A 25,598-nucleotide genomic window follows, 5' to 3' on the forward strand; every position below is an offset into this window, starting at 1 on the left:
TTCTCCACCGAAAGGGAACTACTTATTATCATTGTGGGCTTCTTTTATATGCGCCTAAATCCTTCTTCTTCTAGAAAATTAGCGGCTTCTCGATAAGAATTGAACGTGCCTTCCAAGTCTTCATCCGCATATACATTGTAACCATCATCCTCACGCAGAAGCACAAGGGAGTGATCATCATCGTTCATCCATTCTTCTAAGATAGGGTTCTTTTCTGCAGGTGTTGAGGATAATGATTCAATAGCTTCATTAACAATGTTGCGCAGTTCATCTGCTTCAAAATCCCGTATATTCACCATACCCCGTTCGTCCGTTGGGTAGTCATCGAGTTCAGCAGCATACACAAACCCATTACCATTGGGATGAAGGTGGTACACAACGTTTGTTTTATCGTACAGACTTTCTTCGTAGTGGAAGTTGACACGTCCTAGAGAGATCTCTTTCATTTCTAGTTGATTAAACTCTTTTATTATGTCGATTTTTTCTTCAAATGTTAACATCAGCGACCTCCAATAGATCTTATAATTGGTTCATTATAGCATAGCCTGACTTACTTAAGATATGTTCAGTGAAAAATATATTGTATCCTGCTAGTGAACGTGGTATAGTATTGGGGCGATGAGCTATTTGTATAAGACGAAGTATATGCTTTAGAGCTAAACGACGAATGTGGTCGTCGGTACATTCGCGACAAAATATCGAAAGCTTTCCCTGAAATACGGGAAAGCTTTTTTAATGGCTAAAAAATGACGATGAGTACAAGGATTTTATTACGAGTGCATTTCTAATTATCCGTGTCGGATCTTTTCAGCTGAAGCAGCTGTCTCATCAATATAGTCTGCGATTGTATGGGTTTCATGATTCATAGATTCGATCGTAGCATCTATTTCTTCAATTCCTGCGGTTGCTTGTTCGATAACAGCTGCTAACTCTTTCGTCGATGTTTCTACATCCGTTGTTTGACTAGTCACTTCATAAACAGTTCCGCGGAGTGTTTCAAAATGATCATGCAGCCCATTTAGAGAGTCATTTACTTTTGCAAAAAAAACAGTAACTTCCTCGACCGTTCCTAAACTATCCTGAAAACTCATGTGACTTTCGTTCATTTTGGTATGAGCTGAAGAGTTTGCGACCTTTACCTCATCTAAGTTATCAGTGATTTGCACAGCTGTATCTTTGGTTAGCTCAGCTAGTTTGCGGATTTCATCAGCTACTACAGAAAATCCTTTACCAGCTTCTCCAGCCCGTGCTGCTTCAATAGAGGCATTTAAAGCGAGTAGGTTCGTTTGTTCAGCAATATTTTGGATGTTTTTCATAAATCCATTTGTTTCCTCAAGTTTAGTTGATAAGTTTTTAAAAGTACCCTCTAATTCTTTAATGGATGTCGCTAGCTCTTTCATATCAGTATTAAGCCCATTCATTTTAGTATGCCCTTCTGTGGAAGCATCATTTGCTGCATAGGTTTGTTTAGCTAAATCCTCAGACATTTCGTTCATACTATCCATTTTAGTTTTTGTAGTCTCTGTGCGATCAGCAATAGTTGTAATCTGTCCACTTTGAATTTGACTTCCTGATGAAATCTCTGAAATTGCTGTTTTCATCTCATTATGGGAGCTTAGATGGGTTTGCACTTGTTCATTAATTTTACTCAAGCGATCGGTCATTATAGAGATTTCCTGTTGCAAAAATTGACTTCGTGCTTCTTTCTCGTTTTGCTCTTGTTCTGATTGGGAAAGTATATCTTCAAGAGAGGTAAATTGACGATGATTCAGACGAATTAACACAAAAAGCACTATCCCCACTAATACATAACTTAGAATAGAAGCAGGCAATACGCCTAGAACAAACTCTCTCATTTCTGTAGCTGTATAGGCATTGAAAAATAATGCAATAAAACCAAGAGTGTAACCGAGTACATATAGTTTTATGTCGAAGTGAATAGCTGAAAATACTGATAAGAAAAAAATAACAAGTAATAGAGTCCCTGATCCACCAAATATCATAAAATTGATAAAAGTATGTATGAAAATCATAATAATCGATACATATGGAAAGAAGGTTTCTTTTTTGTTAATGACTTGAAAAATAAGATAGGCCCCAATGAATAGAATGAGCTGACTGAGATAAATTCCTGTCTTAAGAAAGGGGTCTTGATTTAATATTGTATAAACCGAGGTTGCAATTAGAGCAATAGAAAATGAAATTAGCATAAGTGTATTCTTGTTACGAGTATCTGAGCGTTTCAATTGTGTCGTATTTGTCACTGAACAAGACCTCCCATTAGTCATTTATTTATAGTATCGGGAAATATTGTAAAAAGTGAAGCGTTATTCAGTTATTTCTAGTAATAAAATACTAGAGATGTAAATATGTTATAGTAACATCAACTTTTTAAGATAAGGAAGGTGTGTCCATTGTATATTACAATTAAAGAAACAGCTGATTACCTGGACGTTCCAGAAGCTTATGTTGAGAATTTAATTCGGGAAAGTAAAATTCGGACAATCCATGATGGGGAACAATACTTAATTAACCAAAGTCAATTTGATACCTATTTTAAGCAGATCGAGAATTATCGTGCGATGATCCAGGATTATTTAAATGATCCAATTCCTAAAGATTTAGATATTAACGATGAAGATTAAAGAAGCAGAGCTGACTATCAGCTCTGCTTTTTTTTCATTAGGCTATGTTAAACGTTTAGGTTGATATTTATTAGAGTGGAGGGTGAGGTTTATTCAAGAATCGGGCAGTATTGTTGAAGACTCGATTAAGAGCTTGTGTGGCAGTTCCGTCATCGGTATGAGGAGAAGGTGGTCGGGGAAATAACTCGCTTTCCGTGGGAGTACGGTGAGCCTCCTCGCTTCGCTGTGGGGTCTCACTATGTCCTCTCATCGAGGCCACTGAAAAAGTCGGTAAATTTTAAGAAAATCAAATCCCTGAAAATTCCATCCCCACTTTCGGCTTATAAATTAGGGGTAAATTGGACTTAATACTCCACTTTCACAGGAAAAACAACGTGATTTTGGGATAGTGTTTTTCAAAAAAATCATTATTAATAGAAAAGGACTTTTTCAGTGGCCTCTCCTCTCATCCAACAGGAGTCACGTCATTTCCCCGACCACCTAGCCATGAAGAGAGGTGCGGAACATCAGCTAATGTACGTAACCTTTGATATAACAGCATGTATATCTCCTGTTTTCATTATGGAGGAATTCCACCTATTCGTGTCATTAGGAAAAAAAGAAGGGAAAACAGGAAGACTCGCTCCGGAAAAGCGAGTCGTTTGAGGTCTGATAATTCAAGAGATTAAGAACCATAATTTAATCAAAATATAGCAATAAAAGGGAACAAACCTATATATAGGTTGTTCCCTTTTATGCTTTGTAAAGTCTTTTTTAGTGGTCGTCGTTTCCCATCCCCCATTCGCATTCTTGAAAATACGGAACTACGGTAGGGACTTTGTACTCTTCACCGCCTAAGTAATTGTGGACATCATCTCGTTTGGCGTTGATGGGGAGGAAATTGGTGAGACTCCTGCGGAAAAACGTACGTGTCGAGACCCCGCAGCGTAGTGAGGAGGCTCGAGAGTTCGTCCGCGGAAAGCGAGCTAATTTCCTCCCCATCAACCATTACCCTCATTACACAATTTGGGGATTTAGTTGTTTGAGATGAGTAACTTCCACAATAAGGAGGTGCCTGCTTTTGATAACAAACAACAACAGGAACTAACACAGCCTTTTCAAAAGGCTCGGCATTAAGGGTTAACCTTTGACAGCGATAGCTTCGATTTCAACTTTCGCACCTTTTGGAAGTTTACCAACCTCAACTGCAGCACGTGCAGGATAAGGCTCGCTTAAATAGCTAGAATAGATCTCATTTACAACAGCAAAATCTTCCATTGAATCGAGAAAAATACTTGCTTTAGCTATGTTCTTATACGTTAGTCCAGTTTCTTGTAATATAGCGCCAAGATTTTTCATAACTTGATGCGTTTGTTCTTTTACATCATCAGAGACAAACTCCATCGTATTTGGATCGAGAGGAATCTGTCCTGATATGAAAATAAGATTTCCAACATCAGCAGCTTGCGAATAAGGGCCAATGGCAGCTGGTGCTTTGTCTGTGGCTATTGGTTTGAACATTGGATCCACTCCTTCTATGTAAGTTTATATCCATCCTACCATGACCAAAAGGAATTACGAAATTGAAAGCTATAAGAAACATTTCTATAAACTATAGAATTTAATAGCGAATCTTATGTTCATTTCCCAGGAAATGCTGGATAAAGGTGTCGAAAAAGCCTGCAATACAATCAATAATGGATATATTAATACAACATTTTAATGTTAACGAGATATTTTTTGAAAAAAATGAAGGGTTTTTAAAATGCGAAGCGTCTATAAATGTAGAAGAGAAAGAGGAGGAGTTATATTTGATTGAAGTCCACCAGCTGCATCATTCATTTTACGTTGGAAAAAAGAACAAAAGACAGGAGGTACCTGTACTTAGGAATATTAATGTGAAAATTTTAGAAGGAGAAATAGTTTCTGTTGTTGGGAAGAGCGGTTCTGGAAAGTCAACACTGCTTAATTTATTAAGCGGGTATATCAAACCAACCGAGGGAACGGTGAATATTCAAGGTGAGCAAGTATCTGATTATACCGAAGAACAATGGGCGGATTTCCGTTTAGAAAATCTCGGATTTATTTTTCAAAGTTTTCAGCTGATTCCTAGCATGGATGCTTACCAAAATGTAGAGTTGCCGCTCGTAATGAAAGGTGTACCTGAAAATAAGAGACGAGAACAAGTACAGGAAATTTTTAAACGTGTGAATTTAGATGGTTTTGAAGCGCATTATCCATCCGAACTTTCAGGTGGTCAACAACAGCGTGTATCGGTAGCGCGGGCGTTAATTGTAAACCCACCGATTATATTAGCGGATGAGCCAACAGGAAGTTTGGATAAGGAAACAGAAGAAGAATTGTTGTCCTTTATAAGGCAATTGAACCAAGAAGAAAATATTACTTTTGTGATTATTACTCATGATGAAGAGGTTGCAGCTATAGCTGATCGGAAAATTCATTTAGATGATGGGAAAGTGACTGTCGAGGAGGAAAACTATGAGGTTTAAAGACCGGCAAAATTTTATAAAACAAAATATGAAGAAAAATAAGTCTAGAGTTTTTATGACGGTGCTTGCTACAGCAATTGGTTGTGCCTTTCTCATCATTTTAGCTTCGATCGGATTCGGGGCTCAGCGTTATATCGTTCAAGATTTATTAAAGGATCGCTCAGTAACTGAAATATCTGTACAAGGAAAGGAACAAGTAGATGACGGAGGGAATCCGAGAATTAGTGAGGATGACATTGAGAAGCTGGAATCAATAGAAAATGTACAGGCTGTCACACGAAAACAAATGGTTGAAAATCAATCACGTTTACTTGTAAATGAATATGGGACAAGTGTCCAAGTGAGTGTTGTGGATTACCCTTCTGAGATTGAGTCAGGGTTCGAATTAGATGAAGGACGAATGCCAGAAGAGGATAATGAAATAATTGTAGGCTATAACATAGCTGAACAATTACATACAGGTAACGAAGAGCAGATATATAATGACGAAGGGGAAGTGAAGCAAGAATTTTCTTATGATGGTGAATTAATAGGTGAAGAAGTAAGTATTGAAGTAAGTCAGTGGGTGGAAGGAGAGTTAACAAACGGGGAAATTTCTGTAGAAATAGTGGGGATTGGTGAAGAACCTACCCGAGATTGGATGAACGATACTAATGTGTTTATTTCAGAAGCAACGTTAGGTAAGATAGAAGACTTTACTGGAACACACTTAGGAAAAATAAAAGATCCTTCAATCGATGAAGAACAATGGGAAGAGGAACAATCTGCTGAAGAAAAAAACTATCAGGATGTTAAGGTTTATGCGGATAATGTTGAACAAGTAGAGAGTATTTCAACAGAACTTAAAGATGAAGGTTATTATGTTTACTCAGTGACTGAGGAATTGGATCAAGTAAATGTTGTTTTTGCGGTTGTTAAAGCAGGACTTATTTTTGTAGGAGCGATTGCATTATTGATTGCATCCATTGGTATTTATAATACGATGTCTATGGCGGTGACTGAACGTACTCAGGATATTGGAATAATGAAAGCAGTAGGAGGTCATCCGAAATTGATTCGCAATATCTTTTTAATGGAAAGTGCCTATATTGGATTAATTGGAGCTTTTATAGGAGTAGTAGTTGCCTATATTATAAGTTTTGGGATTAATTTCTCACTTCCAGTAATTTTACAACAAGTATTTGAGGAAAATCCTGAGGAAGCAATCCAACTTTCTTATATACCTCCATATGTAGCTTTGCTTTGCATCCTGCTGAGTATTGGCATTGCTATACTTTCAGGGTTAAAACCTGCTAGAAAGGCAACAAAGATTGATGTGCTGAGAGCTTTAAGAAGGGATATTTAAATTTCTAATATACTAGATCGTAACAAGAAAAGCACCTGCCACTTGGCAAGGTGCTTTTCTTGTTAGAAACATTATGATTATGAAACTATTTCTATTTAATCGAGAAAGGCATCCATGATAATAAATCATAGTATTAAATTACAGGGAGGATTTTTATATCAATATAGATGATTCCTTTGAATGGTTTATACGTGATACACTATGAAAAGATTAAGAGAGTAAGGGGGAAGTCTAGTGGGAGACACTAAAGACAACGAAGTCATCGACGAAGCAGTAGGAGAAAAAAAGATCCAAAAATTAGAATTTCGTGGCGGTGTATTTGCGGCTACGATACCATTAGTCTTTTTCATAATTTGGGCAATCACACTTAGTGTGGCTCAACTTGTAACGGAAGAAGCCCTGGTATTAGGTATGGTTATTGGGGTAGCTATAGGGCTATTCTTTTGTAAATCCAAATGGGCGGACTACGCACAAAGTTTAATCTCTGGAATGGCTCAGCCTGTCGGGGTTGTTGCTGTCATTGCTTGGTTTTGGGCAGGGATGTTTGCCACGTTATTATCCGCTGGTGGTCTAGTAGATGGACTTATTTGGTTTGGTTTTCAAACAGGTCTAGAAGGTGGCGCTTTTGTTGGGGTAACGTTCTTACTTTCTGCCTTGTTTGCAACAGCTGTTGGAACAGGGTATGGGACAGTGGCGACATTTGGTATTCTTATGTATCCAGCCGGTGTAATTCTAGGTGCAGATCCTGTTATATTACTGGCAGCTATATTAAGTGGTGCCGTATTTGGTGACAACTTAGCTCCTGTATCGGATACAACCATTGTTTCGGCCACAACGCAAGAGGCGGATGTTCCGGGCGTTGTAAAATCAAGATTTAAATATTCAATAACTGCAGCTATTCCAGCTTTGATTTTATTTGTCATATTTGGTGGAGGCGGAAGCATGGGGGAAACTCAGGTGATTGCAGACTTACAACAGGAAGTTTCCGCCGATGGATTGCTATTATTGGTTCCGTTTGCCTTAGTCTTGTTTTTAGCTTTATCAGGGCATCATTTGCTAACATCCTTAACATGGGGAATTGTAGCAGCTGTTGTCGTAATGGGAATTGGGGGAACACCTTTAACTGAGGTGATTCATATTTACCAGAACGATGCAGGAGATGCTGTCATTGAAGGAGCTTTAATGGATGGAATTGGCGGATATTTTAATATGGCCATTTTAATCTTATTCATATTAGCGGCTGCCCACTTAATGGAAGTTGCAGGAACGATGGAAACGATTAAAAATTTCTTCTTAGGTATTATTAATAATGTAGTCAAACGTGCAGAGCTTACCATGTTTGGAATCGTGGCCTTCTTAAACGTTTTTATTACAATCAATACAGCTGCAGAAATTGCTGCGGCACCCTTTGTCCGTAAATTAGGTAAGGAAATGAATATTCACCCTTATCGTCGAGCCAATTTTCTCGATACAGTTACATCTTCGTTAGGATATATTTTCCCATGGAGTGGAGGTGTATTGCTTGCCTGGGCTACTATCCAGGGAGCAGCTGACGAATATGATTTACCTGTCGTAAGTCCTACTGAAGTATTTCCGTTTGTATTCCAAGGCTGGGGTTTACTAATTGTTATGTTTATCGCGGCATTAACAGGATGGGGATTACGTTACAATGGTAAAAATGGAGAAGAAGTGAAACCGAAAGATTATAAACCTGAAGCTTAAATCAAGAAGTCATCTTTCCTATCCATAGAGAAAGGTGACTTTTTTGTTATGCTCATTCTTCTTCAACTAACGCCCCAGATTGTTTAATAAAAGGAGTGTCGGTTCCGTTGCTTTCATCGGAGAATGGGGGATGGGAAACCACTCGCTTTCCGCGGGGAAGACGGCAAGCCTCCTCGATCTAAAGCTACCGCGGGTTCTCACCAGTCTATCCTTTCCCGCAGGAGTCTCAAGGTTTCCCATCCCCGATGACTATGAAGAGAGGAACGGAACGCTTTTTATGATAATCGGGGGTGCTGTGTGAATATCGCCATTGAAATGATCTACTTGTGCCATTAATAGATCTTGTACTATTGATCTGTAAATTCAGAAACGGAAGTGGTGATACAGGTAAGCTCCTAGCGGCCGTTTATGGCCTGAAATTATTGCTACAGAGGTTTTTAAAAAGGCCCCTTAATTAGGTACACTTCATATGACAAGCTATCACATCCGATTTTTAACAACTTATCTAATGGCTCAATAGATCTGTGTGATGGTCATATTCTATCAGGCTTCAATTGGCGTTATATCAGATATCTCATGCTTTAACAGGGGAGATAGAATGGCACGATTCCAATGGAAACATTCCCCACCGCCCCTTTCTCCATTCCATGATCTCGGAATCGAGCCTTCAACAATTAGTTGTGCAATTTTGTACTCCAGAACCGAACTACTTAGGTCAAACTTATCCTTCTTCTTGTGAAAAAATTGCTGATTCAAAGGGATTTTAGGGAAAGATGTTGAAATTGTTAGAGAAGTAAGAGAATAATAGACAAACAATTTATATGAAGTTTAAATATTTTGAAGGTGTGAGTTAAAGAATGAAAATCAGACACATTAAACCAAAAGATGCAAAAGCCTTCAGTAAGCTGACAGCTCAAGTGGAGAAAGAAGCGGATTACATGCTAATGGAACCCGGAGAACGCAGTGTGAGTGAAGAACAACAAAGATCCAAAATCGAGTCTATTTTACAAGAAACTCAGTCCACGATCTTGATTGCCGAAATAAATAATGAAATTGTAGGATATTTAGTAGCAATGGGCACAACAGTTAGAAGAATCAAACATACGGTATATGTTGCCATAGGTATCTTAGCTGATTTTCAGGGAAAAGGCATCGGAACAGAATTGTTTCATGAATTAAATGTATGGGCTAAGGAACAAGGGATACATCGTTTGGAGCTTACTACAGCGATTGAAAATGATCGGGGATACAACCTTTATAAAAAAGCAGGGTTCGAGATAGAAGGAAGAAAACGAGACTCTCTCAAGATTAACGGAAAATATGTTGATGAATATTATATGGCTAAGATTTTAGAGGACAAAATATGATTGTACCTTATTTCTTTAAGTTTTAATTGAAACATGAAATATAAGTAATTTGGAATTTTTCAATCGTTACTATGAGCATTATAATGGAGAAGAGTAGATTATTTTCGAAAGGAGTAAGAAAATGTCGAGTTACTATAATTTCAACTTAGGTGCAGATGAAGAAAAAAAGAAAAAGTTTAACATATATTCGCTTGTCTCTTTAGTGATCTTTGTAGCACTATTTACTCTAATGGTTAGTGGTTTTGGTTATTGGGGATTCGGGAGAGTTGCAACTATTTTTATGTTACTTTTCCCTTTGATTGGTGTGGTTTTGGCATTCAAAGGGAAAAATTTGAGCAAATGGCTCTTAATACTTTTTAACCTATTGGCCTTCTTAATGATGGCTTATATTTTATTGTTAGCGCTTGGTATCGGTGGAGGTTAAGTCTTTTTCCTCCCTACATAATAAGTTTACAAAAGTATTACTGAAGGAGCCGGCAAACGATGAAGTTACAAGAAATATTCGTTGAAAACGTTCAATCCGCATGCCCTAAGGAAGGGGAGAAGTGGCTGGCTGAACTTCCAGAATTGATTACATATTGTGAAAAGCGCTGGAGGCTTACGATGTATCAACCTTATGAGCTTTCGTTTAATTATGTGGCTCCGGCTATATTTGATGATGGCTCCGAGGCTGTTGTGAAAATAGGTTTGCCAGGAGGAGAACACAAGGATGAGATTAAAGCTCTACGCTCTTTAAATCGTAAAGGAATAGTGAAATTAATAGACGATGATCCAATCAAGAGGGTTCTTATTTTAGAAAAAATTCAACCAGGTCAGATGCTAGCTGAATTAGAAGACGACGAGAAAGCTACTAGAGTAGCTGCAGAATTAGCAAGAAATTTGGTGGTTCCTGTTCCCTCACACTCGTCTATACCTACTACTAAAGAAAGAGAGAATAACTTAAAGCAAATATGCATGGATCACTGTAACGGTTTAGGCCCGATCTCAAGTCAAACCCTGAATCAAGCTCTGCAGATTTTTACATACATGAATAATTCGATCCAGTACCCTACATTACTTCATGGAGACTTTCATCATTATAATGTTTTGCAAAAAGGTGATGGTTCTTGGGTCGCGATTGACCCTAAAGGGATAGTTGGAGAAATTGCATATGATCTTATTCAATTTTTATTAAACTGTCTCCCAGTTCACGGAAAAAAGGAGACCATTCGCAAAAGGGTGAAGATCTTTACAGAACTATTGAATTTGGATCATGAGCGTTTTTTGTTATGGGGATATTGCCACACCGTTCTTGCCACCGCCTGGACCGTTGATGAAAATACAGGAAAGTTTGAGGAAAACTTCTATTTGGCGATCGACATTTTCAAAGATTTATATAAATCCCATTATCATCGCACGATCATTGCTGGAATTAGTTGAGGGAGGAGGGAGCTTCAAGAATGAAGATAAAAACATTCGATAAACAAATATGGTTAATTATTGGTATTATTCTTGTCGCTTTTAACTTGCGGCCTTCGATAACAGCGGTAGGGCCATTAATCGGCTCAATCAGGGATGAACTCGCCATTTCCAATGGGATGGCCGGTATGCTTACGACCTTACCACTCTTAGCCTTTGCCGTGTTATCAGCTATCGCACCTAGAATAGGATTAAAGATTGGAAATGGATTAGCCATTTTAATAGGAATTGCCGTACTAGCACTTGGTATCCTTATACGCTCGGTTGAAATGCTAATGACTCTTTTTGCGGGTACAGCATTAATTGGAATTGGTGTTGCGATTTGTAACGTTTTGCTTCCAGGAATCGTAAAACAGAAGTTCCCTGCAAAAATTGGACTGCTTACCGGTTTATACTCAATATCTATGAGCGGCTTTGCTGCCATCGGCTCTGGAGTAAGCTTTCCATTAGCACAAACTTTTGATTCTGGCTGGCAGGGTTCCTTGATGATATGGGCATTGCTTTCAACTTTAGCATTTATCGCCTGGCTTCCTCATTCTAAGATTGAAAAAAGTGGCATTAACATTCCAAAAATTGACATAAAAAATAGCCCCCTTTTTCGCTCAAGGTTAGCTTGGCAAGTAACCATTTTTATGGGCATGCAATCCTTTATGTTTTACTGTTTGGTCGCCTGGTTGCCAGAAATTCTGCAAAGCCGGGGGATGGAACCTTCAACTGCAGGATGGATGTTATCCTGGATGCAAATTGTTGGACTCCCTAGTACATTTCTAACGCCAATCTTAGCTGGACGGATGCGTAGTCAGCGAAGAATAGTATTAACAATTGGATTCTTTTATTTAATTGGATTAGCAGGATTACAATTTGGTGCAGGACTCCCTCTGTTAACCGTTTCTACTGCAATTATTGGTTTGGCTCAAGGTTCATCTATTAGTTTAGCATTAACCTTGCTTAGTTTACGGGCAGCTTCCTCTGCACAAGCCGCCAACTTATCAGGAATGGCACAGTCAATTGGCTATTTTCTTGCAGCAATCGGTCCTATTACAATTGGCTTCCTTTTTGATCTGACTGGATCATGGGTGTTGCCTATTGCTATTTTTGCTAGTGTTGTTGTTGCAATGATCTTTGCAGGGGTTGGGGCAGGAAAGAATGAATATGTACCTGAAGCTCGACGTACGGAGTCTGCCTAGGGAATTTGTCTAATAATAGTAGACAAATAATTTGTATGGTGATATTATCTAACTATCGTTCTTGATAAAGAATAAACTGATTGCGATACCAATCCCTTAACATATTGTGTTCGTTTCATGATATGTTAATTCTTTTGCCATATTGTTCTTTATTAAGAAAAATAGTGAGAGGGGGGAATCAGAATGGCAAATGAGACAGGATGCAATCTTTTATTACCTAACCAGTAGAGTAGGAAAGTAAATCTTAGGCTAAGTAGTGATGAGGATAAGCTTCACACATAAAGAGACAACTGAAACGATTTTCATCAAATTATTAATAAATTCACTATATTCGTAGATTTTTGCTGTAAGCTATTGTAGTTCTTTATAAAGAACTACAATAAAGTCATTATTATTTCTATTTAGAAACAAGGATGAATTTAAACGAAGCATATTTTTTTAATTATATCGTTCTTTAAAAAGAATTTAAGTTCTTTTAAAGATGCGGTGATGTCTCCTACCCGTTATCAATAGAGATACTCGACCATGTCGTGGGTTGAAATAGTACCTTAGCGCGAGTCGCATTGGCATGGTGTGAGGTTGGGTTAAATGCCCTTATTAAATCTTTAGGAAGATAGTTTACTAGTATAAGTGATTTTCTTGAGGATTTTAAATTAGAATATTAGTAAAATCATTAGCCGCAAGGAAACAGGGGGGGAGTCATCTGAACAGAGCCCACGGTTTCTTTTGCAATGGTTCTCCACTACTCAACTTGTTAATTTTACAGGGTGAATAATTACCATTAATCATGTGGTATAGGTGTGATATGACATTTGGTTGATTTTTTAGGGTTTAGAAATGATATTAAGAATATTTAACGATGTGTGATGTATTTGTAGTGGCAAGTCTTCGTGAAGGGCCTCCATTTAATATTATGGATGTGATGGCTTGCAACCTACTAGTGGTAGCTGTTGAAAATCGGGGATAAAGACTCGCATAAAATTCGCTAGAAAAACAATCATCAAAATATATTGTATTAAAATTTAAATTAAAAAACTACAATTTACCTTCACCATGTTAGTTTCACTTTTCTACAGTTTTTGTAAGTAAGGACCTAGTCAAAAGCGACAAAGTGCCCTGCTTGGACTCTCTGTAATTTTGTCATTAATTTAAGTTAGGAAGAGATATGCTAAGAGAAATGATCCAATTAGTAATTAATATGTGCTTAATCGGTTTTGTATTTATGATCATCACTACACAAATTTGAATAATTGTTAGATTCTATATACTTTGGACTTTATCAATTAATTCTAGTCTCTTGGGTTGTAAAACTATAAGCGATCAGAGATTTGTTTATGTCTTTATCTGATGGGGTTAAAAGGAGGAATTTAGTACATGTCTATCTTAGTTACGGGAGGCGCCGGTTACATTGGGAGTCATGCGTGTGTTGAACTTCTAAATGAGGGACATGAAGTGATCGTAGTCGATAATTTCTCCAATAGTCATCGTGAATCATTAAGACGTGTAGAAGAAATTACTGGACAGACGGTCAAAACATATCAACTCAATCTTATTAGTAAAGAAGAACTAGAAGTTGTTTTTGAGGAGAATATAATTGAGTCGGTTATTCATTTTGCAGGATTAAAAGCGGTTGGTGAGTCTGTTGAAGAACCGCTTTGGTATTATGCTAATAATGTGATAGGAACAGTTATCTTATGTGATGTGATGAAAAAGTATAACGTCAAAAACCTTGTGTTCAGCTCTTCTGCAACTGTTTATGGGACACCAGATCAAGTGCCTATTTCTGAAGAAGCTTTATTAACAGCAACTAATCCATATGGACGAACAAAACTTATGATTGAGGAAATTTTAAAGGATGTGTACCAATCCGATCCTGATTGGAGCATCGCACTTCTACGATATTTCAACCCCATTGGAGCACATAAAAGTGGACGAATTGGAGAGTCACCTAATGGAATACCAAACAATCTGTTACCTTATATTTCGCAAGTGGCCGTCGGGAAATTGGAAAGGTTAAATGTATTTGGTAATGATTATCCAACTAAGGACGGAACGGGTGTTAGAGATTATATCCACGTCGTTGATCTAGCTATCGGACACTTGCGAGCTATAGAAAAAATTCGTTCAACCACTGGAATTGAAGCCTATAATTTAGGTACGGGTAGTGGTTATAGTGTTTTCGAGATGATCGAAGCTTTTGAAATCGCCTCAGATAAGAAAGTTCCTTACTCAATTTTAAAAAGGAGATCAGGTGATGTCGCGGTTTGCTATGCTAATCCAACAAAGGCATTTGAACAATTAGGATGGACGGCGGAACGAGGGATTCATCAAATGTGTCAAGATACTTGGAAATGGCAAAAGAATAATCCGTTTGGATATGAAGAAGATCCAATCTTTATAACGAGACCAAAAACTCCGGCGTTGAAAAGTGCAGCGGATTTATTTGTGCCTAGTAGCAACTGATTATGAAGTACATTTCACCTTATATAAGAGAGGTTTTATTCATGTCAAAAGTGAGTCAATTAAATCAGAAACAATTACACGAAATTATGCTTAACATTTATAGAAAAAGTAACGAACCAATGGATTATACAGCATTAGAGGTAATACGTGAGATAAAGACACGAATTATTTCGATTCAGTCAATCAAATAAAAGAGGGTTATAGGAGTGACTATTTCACTCTTTATCTTACTATTGTTTTCTTCTGTTATTTTCCACGTTGCGCTGATAATTAATAATGACAATGGGGTCACCCGTATTGTTCAAACCAGAACGACCTGCCTGTTTATCTTATAAATTTAGAGCGATTCTTGAAGGTGAAGACTTCCAGATAAATTGAGAATCACGAAATTACAGAGGCACTCGCTAGCAGTTGGAATTTAACGAACTTGAAAAAGAAATAGTAATGAGCAGTGGCCGTTATTCAGGGCTATTCATGTAGCGCTATTCTTATTAAATTTTAACCAGGTGAACGGGTATTTTGTTCAATCTAAACGTTTAACAGCTAACCTAATTTTATACTAGGGAGAGGAGCCCGTATTTATTGATTCAGACCCTGAAAATGGAATATTTCACCTGAATCATTAGCCAGGGGCGTTTCGGCAATTCTATTTGGAATTTCTCGTTTGATGGAAATAAAATCATTACTATTTCAGGCGGGGAGCACTCGTATCTAATGATTTAGAAGCACTAGAGAAAGTACGGTTTCTTAGCGGCCCAATTTCGAAGGGCTCAATTAGAAGCAATGCAGAGTGATAGCACGCCGCCAATTGTTTATTTTATGCCTGAATTATCAAATACAAAATCCAATCGTTGGCTTAACAGTACTAATGGTTAATCAAAAAGAAAAAAGTGTATTAACAAAGCAATTGGTCGTTATGATGGCACAAATCATTGAAGACCGGTTAGAAAAGAGAATCAAGAAGGTATCGTATGACAAAAAAATACGAGGTAAAGAAGAATGATTGGAGATAACATATATAATATTCGTAAAGAAAAAAGACTTTCATTATCGGAGCTGGCCAAACAGGCTAAAGTTTCAAAGTCGAACTTGAGTAATATCGAACGTAATTTAAATACAAATCCATCCATCACATTAATAAGAAAAATAGCTGATGTATTAGATGTAGATCTTTTTTTACTATTAAAATCGGAACCTAAAATTGGAGAGAAACAGATTCCTGAAGATGAGTGGATTCAATTTGTCAATGATTTAAAAGAGTCCGGGGTGGAGAAAGGTCAATTACAAGAGTATAAGCGTTTAATTGAGTTTATTAACTGGCAGAACGAGCAAAACAGAAAAAATTCAAAGGATTAAAGCGTCAATAGGCGGGGAGATTTAGAATCTGCTTTCAACACTCTTTGGGCTTGGTCAACTGCTAGCGAAATACTAAGCAAGTCTTCAGACAGTTACAAACAACTGCAATACATGTGAAAATGAGGTCTGCTTTTTTAATGGAAATATAAAAGGGACGATTAGCTATCTTTGTCTTCATACTTTTTTGAAGACAAAGTGAGAGCAAATACAAGATTGCTTAGATTTATACAGACAATTTAAAGTTGGTATAGATGCCGCATGAGGAAGTTTCAGGTTCCATGTAAAATGTGGTGGTGACGGATAAACTCGATCGCAAAAGCCTAAATTCTTTATTCTGTTGCCATTAAACTTATTTTTTAATGTTCATAGCTTTGGATTTTATGAGTCACCTCTAATGCTTTGATCTGTTTTTCATAACTGCAACGTTTAAGTGATCAAGATAAATCCATAACCACGACTTCTACTCCTCAATAAGCAATGGTCCCTGGAAGAATGTACACACACTCTCTTTTGCCTATTTTTGTCACAACTTTAGGTTATTTAAAAAGAGAGTAGAGTGCATTTTAATATTTTCCAAAAACCTTGGTGTGTAATGTAACACACACATTCATTATAGTTCCCTATTTTTAGTTCGTGAAATAAGCATTGATAATCATTTGCAGAGTTTCGTGGGAAAGGTTTAAATGCTTCACTTCAGTGTTTGCAATTAACTTTTGAGTATTTTGATCTTCGAACGTCACATTTCCAGCTAGATAGACGCGGAAAGTATCAACCATGGCGTTGAGCTGCTTTTCTTCGTCGGTGAGTTCATAATGACCGTTGCTGTCTACCAGATCAAGTTGGTCAAATTGGAGAGCTTTCTTAAACATTTTAAGAATCTCAACATTGTCCGGTGGATTTGGATTGGTGATGTTGTAAATCGTATTAGGCTCAGCCTTTGTTACGGCAAGGTTAAGAATGTCGGCTACATAATCCACGGGAACAAAGTTAGAGGTCCCTTCTTGATTGGCGATTACTCGGTAATGGGTAGGTGTTTCCGATTGCTTTTGACGAATTACTCGTCGCTTGAAAATGTGCAATGCTCTCATGAAGCCATATAGAGTAAATTCGGAATCTGCCTCTCCAGTTTCAGAATCGCCAACGATGATCGACGGTCGAAATATTGATACATTCATTTGATCTTGATAAGAAAAAACAAGGTGCTCAGATTGTACTTTACTTGCTTCATAGGGATTGTGATATTCGGCATCTAGTGAATAGAGTTCTTCTACCCCTTGTCTTTTTTTTCCAACGGTGTACGCTGTACTAATATAGAAAAAATGGTCTACACCGAGGTCGTTCGCAAGATCAAGTGCATGTTTCGTACCTTGATGATTAATTTCAAATAATTCATCACTAAGATCCATATCAAATTTAACGAGTGCAGCAGCATGGTAAAAACAGTGTACTTGCCCTTGAAGTTCGGCAAACTTTTCATTAGAAAGCCCGCAATAAGGCTTCGTAATATCACCAACAATGAGTTGGATTCTATGCTGATTTTCTTTTGGAAAGGTTTTTACAAGGCGTTCGGCTTTCTCTACATTACGTACAAGTACGTAGATATGATGATCCTTATCGTTCATTAAATTATTAATCAGTTTGCCACCGAGAAAACCGGTGGATCCTGTTAAAAAGATGTTCAAGCTATTCACTCCTGTTGAGATTTTTCATTAAGAAATTTGTTTTGCCGATTTCACTTTGCAATTTCCTTTAAGAAAATCAATTGTGATTTCGTTAAATTCCTTGTATCGTTCAATATTACAAACGTGTCCACATTTTTCTATCATCTTGAACGTGGCACTAACGTCATGTTTGATGTCTTTTTGAAGGGTGTTAATAAAAAGGTGATCCTCGCTGCCTGATACATAAAGTTTCGGAATGCGCTTCGTAAGTTTTGGTACCAGGTCATAACTATGGGCAACTTTACTAAATGTATTAAACCAACCGATAAAATCTTCTCGTCTCATTTTTTTCGCTTCTACAATAAATGTATCCCTTGATTTCTTATGATTAGCTTTAGGCATGATTATATGAGCAAAAAGGTAATAGATCCAAAAATGAGGAGTAATTGATTTGATCGTTCGACCTACAAATAGGAGAAACTTTGAAAAAAGGTTAAAACGCGTTATGGCTCCGGCTAATACAGCACTTGTCACGCGGTGAGGACTGATTTTCATTAAATGATGAAGGATTACTGAACCTAGAGAAACTCCAACGAAATGGGCTCGATCCACTTCTAAAAAGTCGAGCGTTTTTAATACTTCTTGTGCTACAACATTTTGAGAAAAATTTTCCCCGTAAGCTTCTAAAGCAGGTGAATTGCCGTGACCAGGTAAATGGATGGTAATGACGTTAAAATACTCACGATAATACTTCAGCTGTTTATAAAAAACGTTAGAATTTCCACCAATTCCGTGAAGAAGGACTAAATCTTCGTTGCCGTCAACTTTGCTGTAAACATTGTACTCTAACACGGGACCCCTCCCTGAATTTGTTATATTTAAATCTATTTTTTAAAATTGAAAGTTTTTACAATTGTCGACAAGGTTTTACCTTGCTCTTCCCATAGTAAAGCATAGAAGAGGTGGGGGCTAGTCATAATCAGAAGACTTCTACTTTTTTTGAACAAATTTGTGAACTTTGTGAATAGAAGGGCGGTAAATTGGTATTTTATGGGGTGTTTCTGTATAAATTTGTCTGGTGAGAGGTGGGGGTGTGGGTTGATTATTTTGTCCGCGAAACATAATTGTGTAGTACCTTTGTGTAGTACCTGGTACCACACAAGATTAAGCCTCAGATTGTGGAAGACTCAACTTCGAAGACATTCCGGTGGTTTCCGTTACCAAGGATGGCGTTTGAAGGTCCGGAAAATCACTCGCTTTCCGTGGGCATGTGGTGAGCTTCCTCAGGCTACGCCTTGCGGGATCCCACCGATCATGTTCATCCCACAGGAGTCTCGCAATTTCCCGGACCTTCTTGCCTTCGTGAGGAGAACGGAAACATCTTCACGTGAGCAGAAACCTCATACGTGAAAATCGGGGCGCTGTGTGAATATTGCCATTGAAATGATCCATTTCTGCCCTTATGTGGAAGACTTAACTTCGAGACATTCCGGCGGTTTTCGTTTTCAAGGATGGCGTTTGAAGGTCCGGAAAATCACTCGCTTTCCGTGGGCATGTGGTGAGCTTCCTCAGGCTACGCCTTGCGGGATCTCACCGATCATGTTCATCCCAGCTCTTACGTTTTATAAGGACGAAGGCTACATCTAGTTCATCAATCACATCGGCGTTATCCAGCTCCAGCGCCTAGCGGCTAGTGAGACTTCCCTCGCTTCTGTACGATAAGTCAACATCGAATCACGATGTTCTTCGTGTTTCCTTTATCTCCGACAGCTCAGTCCAGTCCATACGCCGCTGACCAAGGCGCCTCCGCTTTTAAAGGTGGAGTCTCATAATTTCCCGGACCTTCTTGCTTTCGTAAGGAGAACGGATGCATTAGATAAGCTACTTCACGTGAACAGAAAGCCTCATGCGTGAGAATCGTGTTGGGTGAGGCTTTGTTTTATTCTATAGCATAGGTAAGACGCATTCTCCTATACCGGGGGTTCGTTCATTTCCATGTCGAATGGGGTGGCTTTGAAACAATGAGACTCCCGCGGGAGAAGGAGTTAGGCAAGACCCCACAGGGAGTGACAACGACCGAGGAGGCTTGCCAGGTCCCCGCAGGAAAGTAAGTTGTTTCAAAGCCACCCCTATCCCATATACGGTAACGAACCCTCTCGTAATTGAGTCTTCAACTATCCTGCCGTATAACGGAATAAGCTTGTAATTGTGTGGTACCTGGTACCGTACAATTAATGATTCTTTATGATTTAGCGATCAGCCCACAAACTCCTTCATCTTTGCTAAAATATAGAAAGAATTTGTTGAGAGGAGTTACAAACTAAATGGACATAAATTATGATTTCACATGGAATCTTCCCATTATTATCATGCAGATAGTTTCTTATGCTGTCATTATCCTGCTTATTACAATTACATATAAAAAACAGTCTCAAAAACCATCGCGAGGAAAAGCACTGCTCGTTACCTTAGTCGGACTTTTTTCATTTTCTATAACGTTACCTTATCAAAGTAACGAGATCAGCTTGGCGATTCTTCCCTTAGGAGTAGGCCTCCTCTGGTTAATTTTCAAAAAAAGAAGTCTAGAGCGTTGGGAATTATATAAGCGTTACGCATGGTTAGGGTTTGGGATTAACTATATCTTTTTAATTGTAAGTTTGTTAACACCACTTTTATATGATGCAATTTATGAAAAGGGTGATCCGAATACGTATATAGCAGATGCAGATGTAGCGTCTGTTGATCGAACTCATGATTCAGCTCCTAAAGCTTCACTTAATTCAGAAAAATTTGATGATGCTTTACAAGATTTACGAGAAGAGCCTGTAGAAAGTATGAATTGGTATGAATCATCGAATATAAACGATCGTGCTGAGCGATTCCCTTATGTACTGAAAGGGACGGAACCTCAATTTGGCAGCAGTCTTATCTCGATTATTTATGTGGAGAATGATGGGAAGGGTTTGCTCATTACTTCTAATGACAAACAAATTTATTTTCGCACAGATCAGTCGTTTTTAGAGGAGGATGAGTAGATGAAGAAAAGGTTTTTCTTAGGAATAAGTGCATTTATAATCCTTGTTATTACTGGTGTTTTTAATTGTGTGGTACCTGGTACCACACAAAGTTGAGAATGATATTATTCCGCGAATAGAAAAAAATCTAGAATAACTTGCTCTTTCCTTGTCCATTATGCTATCTTTTAACTAATGCCACCTCATCGCACAACGACTGCGGGAACTTAACCATTCTTTATGGGGTGGCAGGTTACATAACAAGGCGAGACTCTTTTAAGAGTCTCGCTATTTTTTTTGGCGGAAAATGTCTTTTGGTTTTCAATGTGTTCACGTTACATTGTCCATTTTTCCCATATAAACCCTGATGTAACAGTGAAAACGCTTCAAAATATAGAGAAAAAAGAAAAAATATATAATTTTCAGAATAAAGGTTGTTATTGTGAGATAAGCGTTATAGAATACTTCTTACATTCATTTTTGAGAGGAGGCTCAGCGATGCTTACATTTGTCGCATCTATCTTATTTCTAATCTTAGGTTACGTTCTATATGCAAAGGTGGTCGAGCGAATTTTCGGTATTAATGACGAAAATAAAACACCTGCCTATACACACAACGATGGCTTTGATTTTATGCCAATGAGTTGGTGGAGAGCGAGCCTGATTCAACTATTAAATATCGCTGGGCTTGGTCCGATTTTTGGTGCAATATTGGGAGCGATGTACGGTCCTATTGCTTTTATCTGGATCGTCATTGGCTGTATTTTTGGTGGCGCAGTTCATGATTATTTCAGCGGCATGATGTCCGTTCGACATAAAGGGGCTCAGTACCCAACAATTGTAGGGAAGTATCTTGGAAGAAATGTACAAACATTAGTAAATTTATTATCCATTGCTCTTATGGTGCTCGTAGCCGCTGCGTTCACAGCAGGTCCTGCTGAACTGATGGCGCAAGTTACTCCATTAAATTTCATTACAGCTCTCGTTATCATATTTGCTTATTTCTTAATTGCTACGTTACTACCTGTTCATAAGATAATCGGGAGAATTTACCCGATCCTTGGTGCTGTACTTATCTTTATGGCTGTCTCAATTGGAATTGGACTATTTTTCTTTGACAATCCAGTACCAAACTTGACGGTAAGCAATTTACATCCAGGAGAACTGCCGATGTGGCCACTTCTTATGGTAACCATCTCATGTGGTGCCATTTCAGGTTTCCATAGTACTCAAAGTCCTATCCTTGCCCGTACCCTTAAAAAGGAAAGTGAAGGAAGAAAAGTGTTTTATGGAGCGATGATTGCTGAGGGAATTATTGCTTTAATTTGGGCAGCAGCAGGTATGACCTTTTTCGGAAGCACTGGTGGGCTGCAAGCTGCCCTAGATGCAGGTGGACCTGCAGGTGTCGTAAATGAGATTAGTTCTACAACGCTTGGAACATTCGGTGGCATTTTAGCAATTCTTGGGGTGATTATTTTACCTATCACAACAGGTGATACTGCCTTACGATCATCTCGCATGATGCTTAGTGAATTTTTGAAAAAGAAAGATACAGGTAATCAAGAAGCAACTAGTAAAATTAAGAATTTACTGCTTGTGCTCGTTGTTGCTGCACCAACTTTTTATCTATCAACGATTGATTATACCTTTTTATGGAGATATGTAGGTTGGTCAAACCAAGTGGTTGCAACGGTGATGCTATGGACAGGAGCAATCTACCTACTACAAAATCAGAAATTTCACTGGATCTGTAGTATACCTGCATTGTTTATGACTGCCGTTGTCAGTACTTATATCTTCTATGCGCCCGAAGGATTCAGTTTGCCATATAGCTTATCAATGATCCTTGGTGCTGTAATTTGGCTAGCTGTTCTTGGCTGGTTCATTGCCCAATTAGTGAAGTATAAATCTGTTAAGCATAAAAATCCGAATGTCGTATCGGAAGCCAGCTGAATTGTGTTAGAAGTCTGTCTCTCTGTGAGGCAGACTTTTTTATGGCATGAGTATAGTGATTTTTGGTGTATAAAAGAAAAAGCTACCCTTAGTCGTAAGGGGAGCTCACTATCCGTTATTTTCGTAATAACTCCAAAACGAAACTAACTTCTCTATATTAAACTTATCTACCGACCGAACTAGTTGAATTCTTAATTCCTGCTCCAAGTCTGCTCGCTCGCTAGAAGGTAAAGTCGAGCTTAGCTTTTTTATTTTAGGCTCAAAGCGACTGAGCACATTTTCGATAGCTGTTTCATCCCCTTGTTTGGCGAGAAGCAAGTCTTTATAAAGTTTATCACTCATTATTATTCACCTCCTTAATCAGCTCCTCAACGACATTCTCCAATTGTCGGATGCTTTTATCTAATCTATACAAAATGAATGAGGCTATGACAACCGGAAATCCAAAGCTTTCTACAGCTGAGACCCATAGATCCAATCCCATGGTTATTCACCTCCTTTTAGTGCATGTCTTAAGCGTATGACAACGCGCTGATACACTTTAGACACCGACTGCTGGGACACATCAAGCTTTTCCGCAATCTCTTTAAATGTGGATAATTCAACAGCATATTCATATAAAATCATCTGCTGTCGCTCTGATAACTGTTGGAGAGCTTGATGTAATTCTGGATTTTCTAAAGAGGCGAGCAAGTTGGTTTTGGTTAACCGTGTAACGATATCTGCACTATGATCTGTAATTGCTATTGTTTCAATTTCCCACATATGTTGTCCTGTCCAATTACGACGTTTCTTATGAAAATCCTTAGCAGCTCGCCATAGCGTGGTATTTACATAACTCACGAAACGCGCTTCTATTTGATATTGATAGAAAAGCTGATTCACATAACTTTGATTTCTTAGCGAAGGCGATTGGATCGCTGTTTGAACTGCATGTTGGTGCATGGGGTTCTGTAAAAAAGAGTAGAGCGGTTTTTGTATTTGTTTAGTCATTTTCCAACCCTCCTTACTAAAGAATAAGGGTTTACAATAAAAAATCACAACCTACAATCGAACTAGTGTTCGTGTTTTTAACGAAAAAATCCCTCCCTATCGAACAGGAAGGGGGGAATAGCTTATTGATTGTGTTGACGTCGATATGCTCTTCTATAGAGGATAAACTGTGCTCCTGTTAAGCCGATGAATAGAGCAATCGGAATCGGCCATTCAAAAGGAGCATCGCGGGCCGACCTTAAGAAATAATATAATAAAACACTCAATACGCCTGTTAATACAGGGTAGACGTATACTTGCCACTTTTTCATCGAAAATCTCCTTTGAAAAGCACTTTCTTCTCTATACTCGTTACCTTACAATAATGTAACTCAAATGTTAGTGTTTGTATAGATTCACTGCCAAAACACTAAATCAAGTTATCTAAGAAACAACCAATCTAAGTTTATTTGATCGGAAAGCAGGTATTTTAATTATCAATGTCTAAAAGGTGTAAATAAGTGTGACCGTCTTTAAAATGAAACAGTTTCTGCTAAAATAACTGACACACTTTACTGGAAATTATTATCCCCATTTTATAGTGAATTGCAGCCTCTAATAACAAAACATTTGTTAATCATTGTCCTGATTTATACGGTGGTTTCCGTTCAAAGGATGGCGTTAGAAGGTCCGGGAAATCACTCGCTTTCCGTGGGCATGTGGTGAGCTTCCTCAGGCTACGCCTTGCGGGATTCACCGATCATGTTCATCCCACAGGAGTCTTGCGATTTCCCGGACCTTCTTGCTTTCGTAAGGAGAACGGAAGTATCAGATGTGGTGCTTCAAATGAAAAGCACTCCTTATGAGTGAGAATTGTGTTGGAGGGTGATTTGTACCATCGCTTAAAGCGCCCGGTTATTCAATAAAAGAATGGCGATTCCATTGCTTTTCATCGGAGCATGGGGGATGGGTTGGCATACACAACAGGTAATAATCTCCTACCCTTCATATAAACACGCTATCACACCCGACTTTTAACTTATCTAATGGCTCAATCTGTGATGGCCATATCCCCTGATCTGTATCAGGCTTCAATTGGCGTTATATCAGATATCTCATGCTTTAACAGGGACGGTAGAACGGCACGATTTCGATAGAAACATACGGCAAGGGGCGGTGGGGAAGGTGGAATCTCCTGTGGGATACGCGGGTTAGATGAGACCCCGGAAGGCGTTAGCCTGAGGAGGCTCAGCGCACGCCCACGGAAAGCGACTCCTTCCCCACCGCCCCTTTCTCCACACAATTATCTCGGAATCGAGTCTTCAACAATCCTGCTAAGTTAGCGCAACAAGCACAACTTCGTCAATGTGCATAACTAGTAGTATGTATACACTTTTCGTGAGCATCGATATTGATATAAGAGTTATCGATTCTAATGATTAAATGAGGAGGGGTGAGTGTCTATGAGCCTTAAATCTTCAATATATAAAATGCTGCGAATTTGGAACGATGCAAGTGCCGTCAGAAAAGGTAAAGTAGGGAAACGTGTGGGTCGAAGAGTGGCTGGTAAAGCAACGGGGAAAATGTTGAAAAAGCTGTTTAAATAGAAGGAGGAAGCGTGGCTGTATAGTAGGTTAGTCCGTGATCTTATTCCTGGATACTCTTTAACTTGGAGAAGAAAATATTTGTAGTGGTGTTTGGGATCGCGGGAAAACAGTTCGTTTCCCCGACCCCATTCCTCTGTCTTTAGGAGCCATCCTTTTTAAAGACTCTTTATTCAACTAAACCGCTCGTTCAACGTGTTATATTGGTTTCGATTTACTCGATTTGGTCTGCTAATTAGTCTAGTGGAATACTTAATCTGCAGTGGTTGCTTTTTTGGAATAAGCAAGAGTATTTGTCGAGTAGGAATTTGCTCTTTTCTTGTGTACAAAAGAAATGGAGCATTGAATTGGTCTGCAATTCA

Annotated in this window: 25 protein-coding genes and 1 pseudogene; 17 read left to right on the forward strand and 9 right to left on the reverse strand. The window is 38.4% G+C overall.

Annotated features, from left to right (window positions below; translation table 11 throughout):
- Positions 1–44: 44 nt before the first annotated feature.
- Complete coding sequence (locus tag ACFQIC_RS07545) at positions 45–500, reverse strand: hypothetical protein (protein ID WP_204710940.1); 456 nt, start codon at positions 498–500, stop codon at positions 45–47.
- Between the two features lie 288 nt (positions 501–788).
- On the reverse strand, positions 789–2,264 hold the full coding sequence (locus ACFQIC_RS07550) for a methyl-accepting chemotaxis protein (RefSeq protein ID WP_204710938.1): 1,476 nt from the start codon (positions 2,262–2,264) through the stop codon (positions 789–791).
- Between the two features lie 150 nt (positions 2,265–2,414).
- Here ACFQIC_RS07550 and ACFQIC_RS07555 point away from each other — a divergent pair, with 150 nt between their 5' ends.
- Entirely contained in the window at positions 2,415–2,645 is a 231-nt protein-coding gene (locus tag ACFQIC_RS07555) for an excisionase family DNA-binding protein (RefSeq protein WP_204710937.1), read from the forward strand.
- 1,119 nt (positions 2,646–3,764) lie between these two features.
- On the opposite strand, the gene ACFQIC_RS07560 is transcribed toward ACFQIC_RS07555, so the two are convergent.
- On the reverse strand, positions 3,765–4,145 hold the full coding sequence (locus ACFQIC_RS07560; RefSeq protein ID WP_204710936.1) for a RidA family protein: 381 nt from the start codon (positions 4,143–4,145) through the stop codon (positions 3,765–3,767).
- A gap of 290 nt (positions 4,146–4,435) precedes the next feature.
- Between ACFQIC_RS07560 and ACFQIC_RS07565 the strand changes: the two genes are divergently transcribed.
- The 13 genes and pseudogenes from ACFQIC_RS07565 (at position 4,436) to ACFQIC_RS07625 (ending at position 16,032) form a co-directional block, all read left to right on the forward strand.
- Entirely contained in the window at positions 4,436–5,134 is a 699-nt protein-coding gene (locus tag ACFQIC_RS07565; protein ID WP_204710935.1) for an ABC transporter ATP-binding protein, read from the forward strand.
- Complete coding sequence (locus tag ACFQIC_RS07570) at positions 5,124–6,479, forward strand: ABC transporter permease (protein WP_204710934.1); 1,356 nt, start codon at positions 5,124–5,126, stop codon at positions 6,477–6,479. Before ACFQIC_RS07565 ends, ACFQIC_RS07570 begins: the two co-directional genes overlap by 11 nt.
- Before the next feature lie 234 nt (positions 6,480–6,713).
- Positions 6,714–8,201, forward strand: a complete 1,488-nt coding sequence (locus tag ACFQIC_RS07575; RefSeq protein ID WP_204710933.1) for a Na+/H+ antiporter NhaC family protein — start codon at positions 6,714–6,716, stop codon at positions 8,199–8,201.
- A gap of 857 nt (positions 8,202–9,058) precedes the next feature.
- The gene (locus ACFQIC_RS07580; protein WP_204710932.1) at positions 9,059–9,568 is read left to right on the forward strand and encodes a GNAT family N-acetyltransferase; all 510 of its coding nucleotides are present in this window, start codon (positions 9,059–9,061) and stop codon (positions 9,566–9,568) included.
- 121 nt (positions 9,569–9,689) lie between these two features.
- Positions 9,690–9,992: a hypothetical protein gene (locus ACFQIC_RS07585; protein WP_204710931.1), complete on the forward strand. Its 303-nt coding sequence runs from the start codon at positions 9,690–9,692 to the stop codon at positions 9,990–9,992.
- 59 nt (positions 9,993–10,051) lie between these two features.
- Entirely contained in the window at positions 10,052–10,987 is a 936-nt protein-coding gene (locus tag ACFQIC_RS07590) for an aminoglycoside phosphotransferase family protein (protein ID WP_204710929.1), read from the forward strand.
- Positions 10,988–11,007: 20 nt separating this feature from the next.
- A complete protein-coding gene (locus ACFQIC_RS07595; RefSeq protein WP_204710927.1) occupies positions 11,008–12,213 on the forward strand; it encodes a CynX/NimT family MFS transporter in 1,206 nt (401 codons plus the stop codon).
- An 859-nt stretch (positions 12,214–13,072) separates the two neighbouring features.
- On the forward strand, positions 13,073–13,180 hold the full coding sequence (locus tag ACFQIC_RS07600; protein ID WP_390217022.1) for a hypothetical protein: 108 nt from the start codon (positions 13,073–13,075) through the stop codon (positions 13,178–13,180).
- A gap of 186 nt (positions 13,181–13,366) precedes the next feature.
- Positions 13,367–13,526 (forward strand): annotated as a pseudogene (locus ACFQIC_RS07605) (EpsG family protein); the annotation flags it as partial.
- Between the two features lie 61 nt (positions 13,527–13,587).
- On the forward strand, positions 13,588–14,676 hold the full coding sequence (gene galE, locus ACFQIC_RS07610) for a UDP-glucose 4-epimerase GalE (protein ID WP_204710925.1): 1,089 nt from the start codon (positions 13,588–13,590) through the stop codon (positions 14,674–14,676).
- 41 nt (positions 14,677–14,717) lie between these two features.
- Complete coding sequence (locus ACFQIC_RS07615; RefSeq protein WP_204710923.1) at positions 14,718–14,867, forward strand: hypothetical protein; 150 nt, start codon at positions 14,718–14,720, stop codon at positions 14,865–14,867.
- A 599-nt stretch (positions 14,868–15,466) separates the two neighbouring features.
- Positions 15,467–15,679, forward strand: a complete 213-nt coding sequence (locus ACFQIC_RS07620; protein WP_204710921.1) for a hypothetical protein — start codon at positions 15,467–15,469, stop codon at positions 15,677–15,679.
- A complete protein-coding gene (locus tag ACFQIC_RS07625) occupies positions 15,676–16,032 on the forward strand; it encodes a helix-turn-helix domain-containing protein (protein ID WP_204710919.1) in 357 nt (118 codons plus the stop codon). Before ACFQIC_RS07620 ends, ACFQIC_RS07625 begins: the two co-directional genes overlap by 4 nt.
- 626 nt (positions 16,033–16,658) lie before the next feature.
- Here the strand turns inward: ACFQIC_RS07625 and ACFQIC_RS07630 are convergent.
- Both ACFQIC_RS07630 and ACFQIC_RS07635 read right to left on the reverse strand, forming a co-directional pair.
- Positions 16,659–17,714: an SDR family oxidoreductase gene (locus ACFQIC_RS07630; RefSeq protein WP_204710917.1), complete on the reverse strand. Its 1,056-nt coding sequence runs from the start codon at positions 17,712–17,714 to the stop codon at positions 16,659–16,661.
- 27 nt (positions 17,715–17,741) lie between these two features.
- The gene (locus ACFQIC_RS07635; protein ID WP_204710916.1) at positions 17,742–18,545 is read right to left on the reverse strand and encodes an alpha/beta fold hydrolase; all 804 of its coding nucleotides are present in this window, start codon (positions 18,543–18,545) and stop codon (positions 17,742–17,744) included.
- Positions 18,546–20,017: 1,472 nt separating this feature from the next.
- Between ACFQIC_RS07635 and ACFQIC_RS07640 the strand changes: the two genes are divergently transcribed.
- Entirely contained in the window at positions 20,018–20,728 is a 711-nt protein-coding gene (locus ACFQIC_RS07640) for a hypothetical protein (protein WP_204710915.1), read from the forward strand.
- Positions 20,729–21,205: 477 nt separating this feature from the next.
- The gene (locus tag ACFQIC_RS07645) at positions 21,206–22,660 is read left to right on the forward strand and encodes a carbon starvation CstA family protein (protein ID WP_204710914.1); all 1,455 of its coding nucleotides are present in this window, start codon (positions 21,206–21,208) and stop codon (positions 22,658–22,660) included.
- 108 nt (positions 22,661–22,768) lie between these two features.
- Here ACFQIC_RS07645 and ACFQIC_RS07650 read toward each other — a convergent pair whose 3' ends face one another.
- From ACFQIC_RS07650 to ACFQIC_RS07665, 4 genes are all read right to left on the reverse strand, one after another.
- On the reverse strand, positions 22,769–23,002 hold the full coding sequence (locus tag ACFQIC_RS07650; RefSeq protein WP_204710913.1) for a helix-turn-helix domain-containing protein: 234 nt from the start codon (positions 23,000–23,002) through the stop codon (positions 22,769–22,771).
- Positions 22,995–23,144, reverse strand: coding sequence for a YvrJ family protein (locus tag ACFQIC_RS07655; protein ID WP_204710912.1), 150 nt, complete (start codon positions 23,142–23,144; stop codon positions 22,995–22,997). Before ACFQIC_RS07655 ends, ACFQIC_RS07650 begins: the two co-directional genes overlap by 8 nt.
- Positions 23,145–23,146: 2 nt before the next feature.
- Complete coding sequence (locus tag ACFQIC_RS07660) at positions 23,147–23,653, reverse strand: sigma-70 family RNA polymerase sigma factor (RefSeq protein ID WP_204710911.1); 507 nt, start codon at positions 23,651–23,653, stop codon at positions 23,147–23,149.
- 122 nt (positions 23,654–23,775) lie between these two features.
- On the reverse strand, positions 23,776–23,964 hold the full coding sequence (locus tag ACFQIC_RS07665; protein WP_204710909.1) for a hypothetical protein: 189 nt from the start codon (positions 23,962–23,964) through the stop codon (positions 23,776–23,778).
- A 1,131-nt stretch (positions 23,965–25,095) separates the two neighbouring features.
- Here ACFQIC_RS07665 and ACFQIC_RS07670 point away from each other — a divergent pair.
- Positions 25,096–25,239, forward strand: coding sequence for a hypothetical protein (locus ACFQIC_RS07670; RefSeq protein WP_204710907.1), 144 nt, complete (start codon positions 25,096–25,098; stop codon positions 25,237–25,239).
- Positions 25,240–25,598 lie beyond the last annotated feature (359 nt).

It is taken from the genome of Halobacillus seohaensis, assembly GCF_042663045.1.
Lineage (GTDB): Bacteria > Bacillota > Bacilli > Bacillales > Halobacillaceae > Halobacillus_A > Halobacillus_A seohaensis.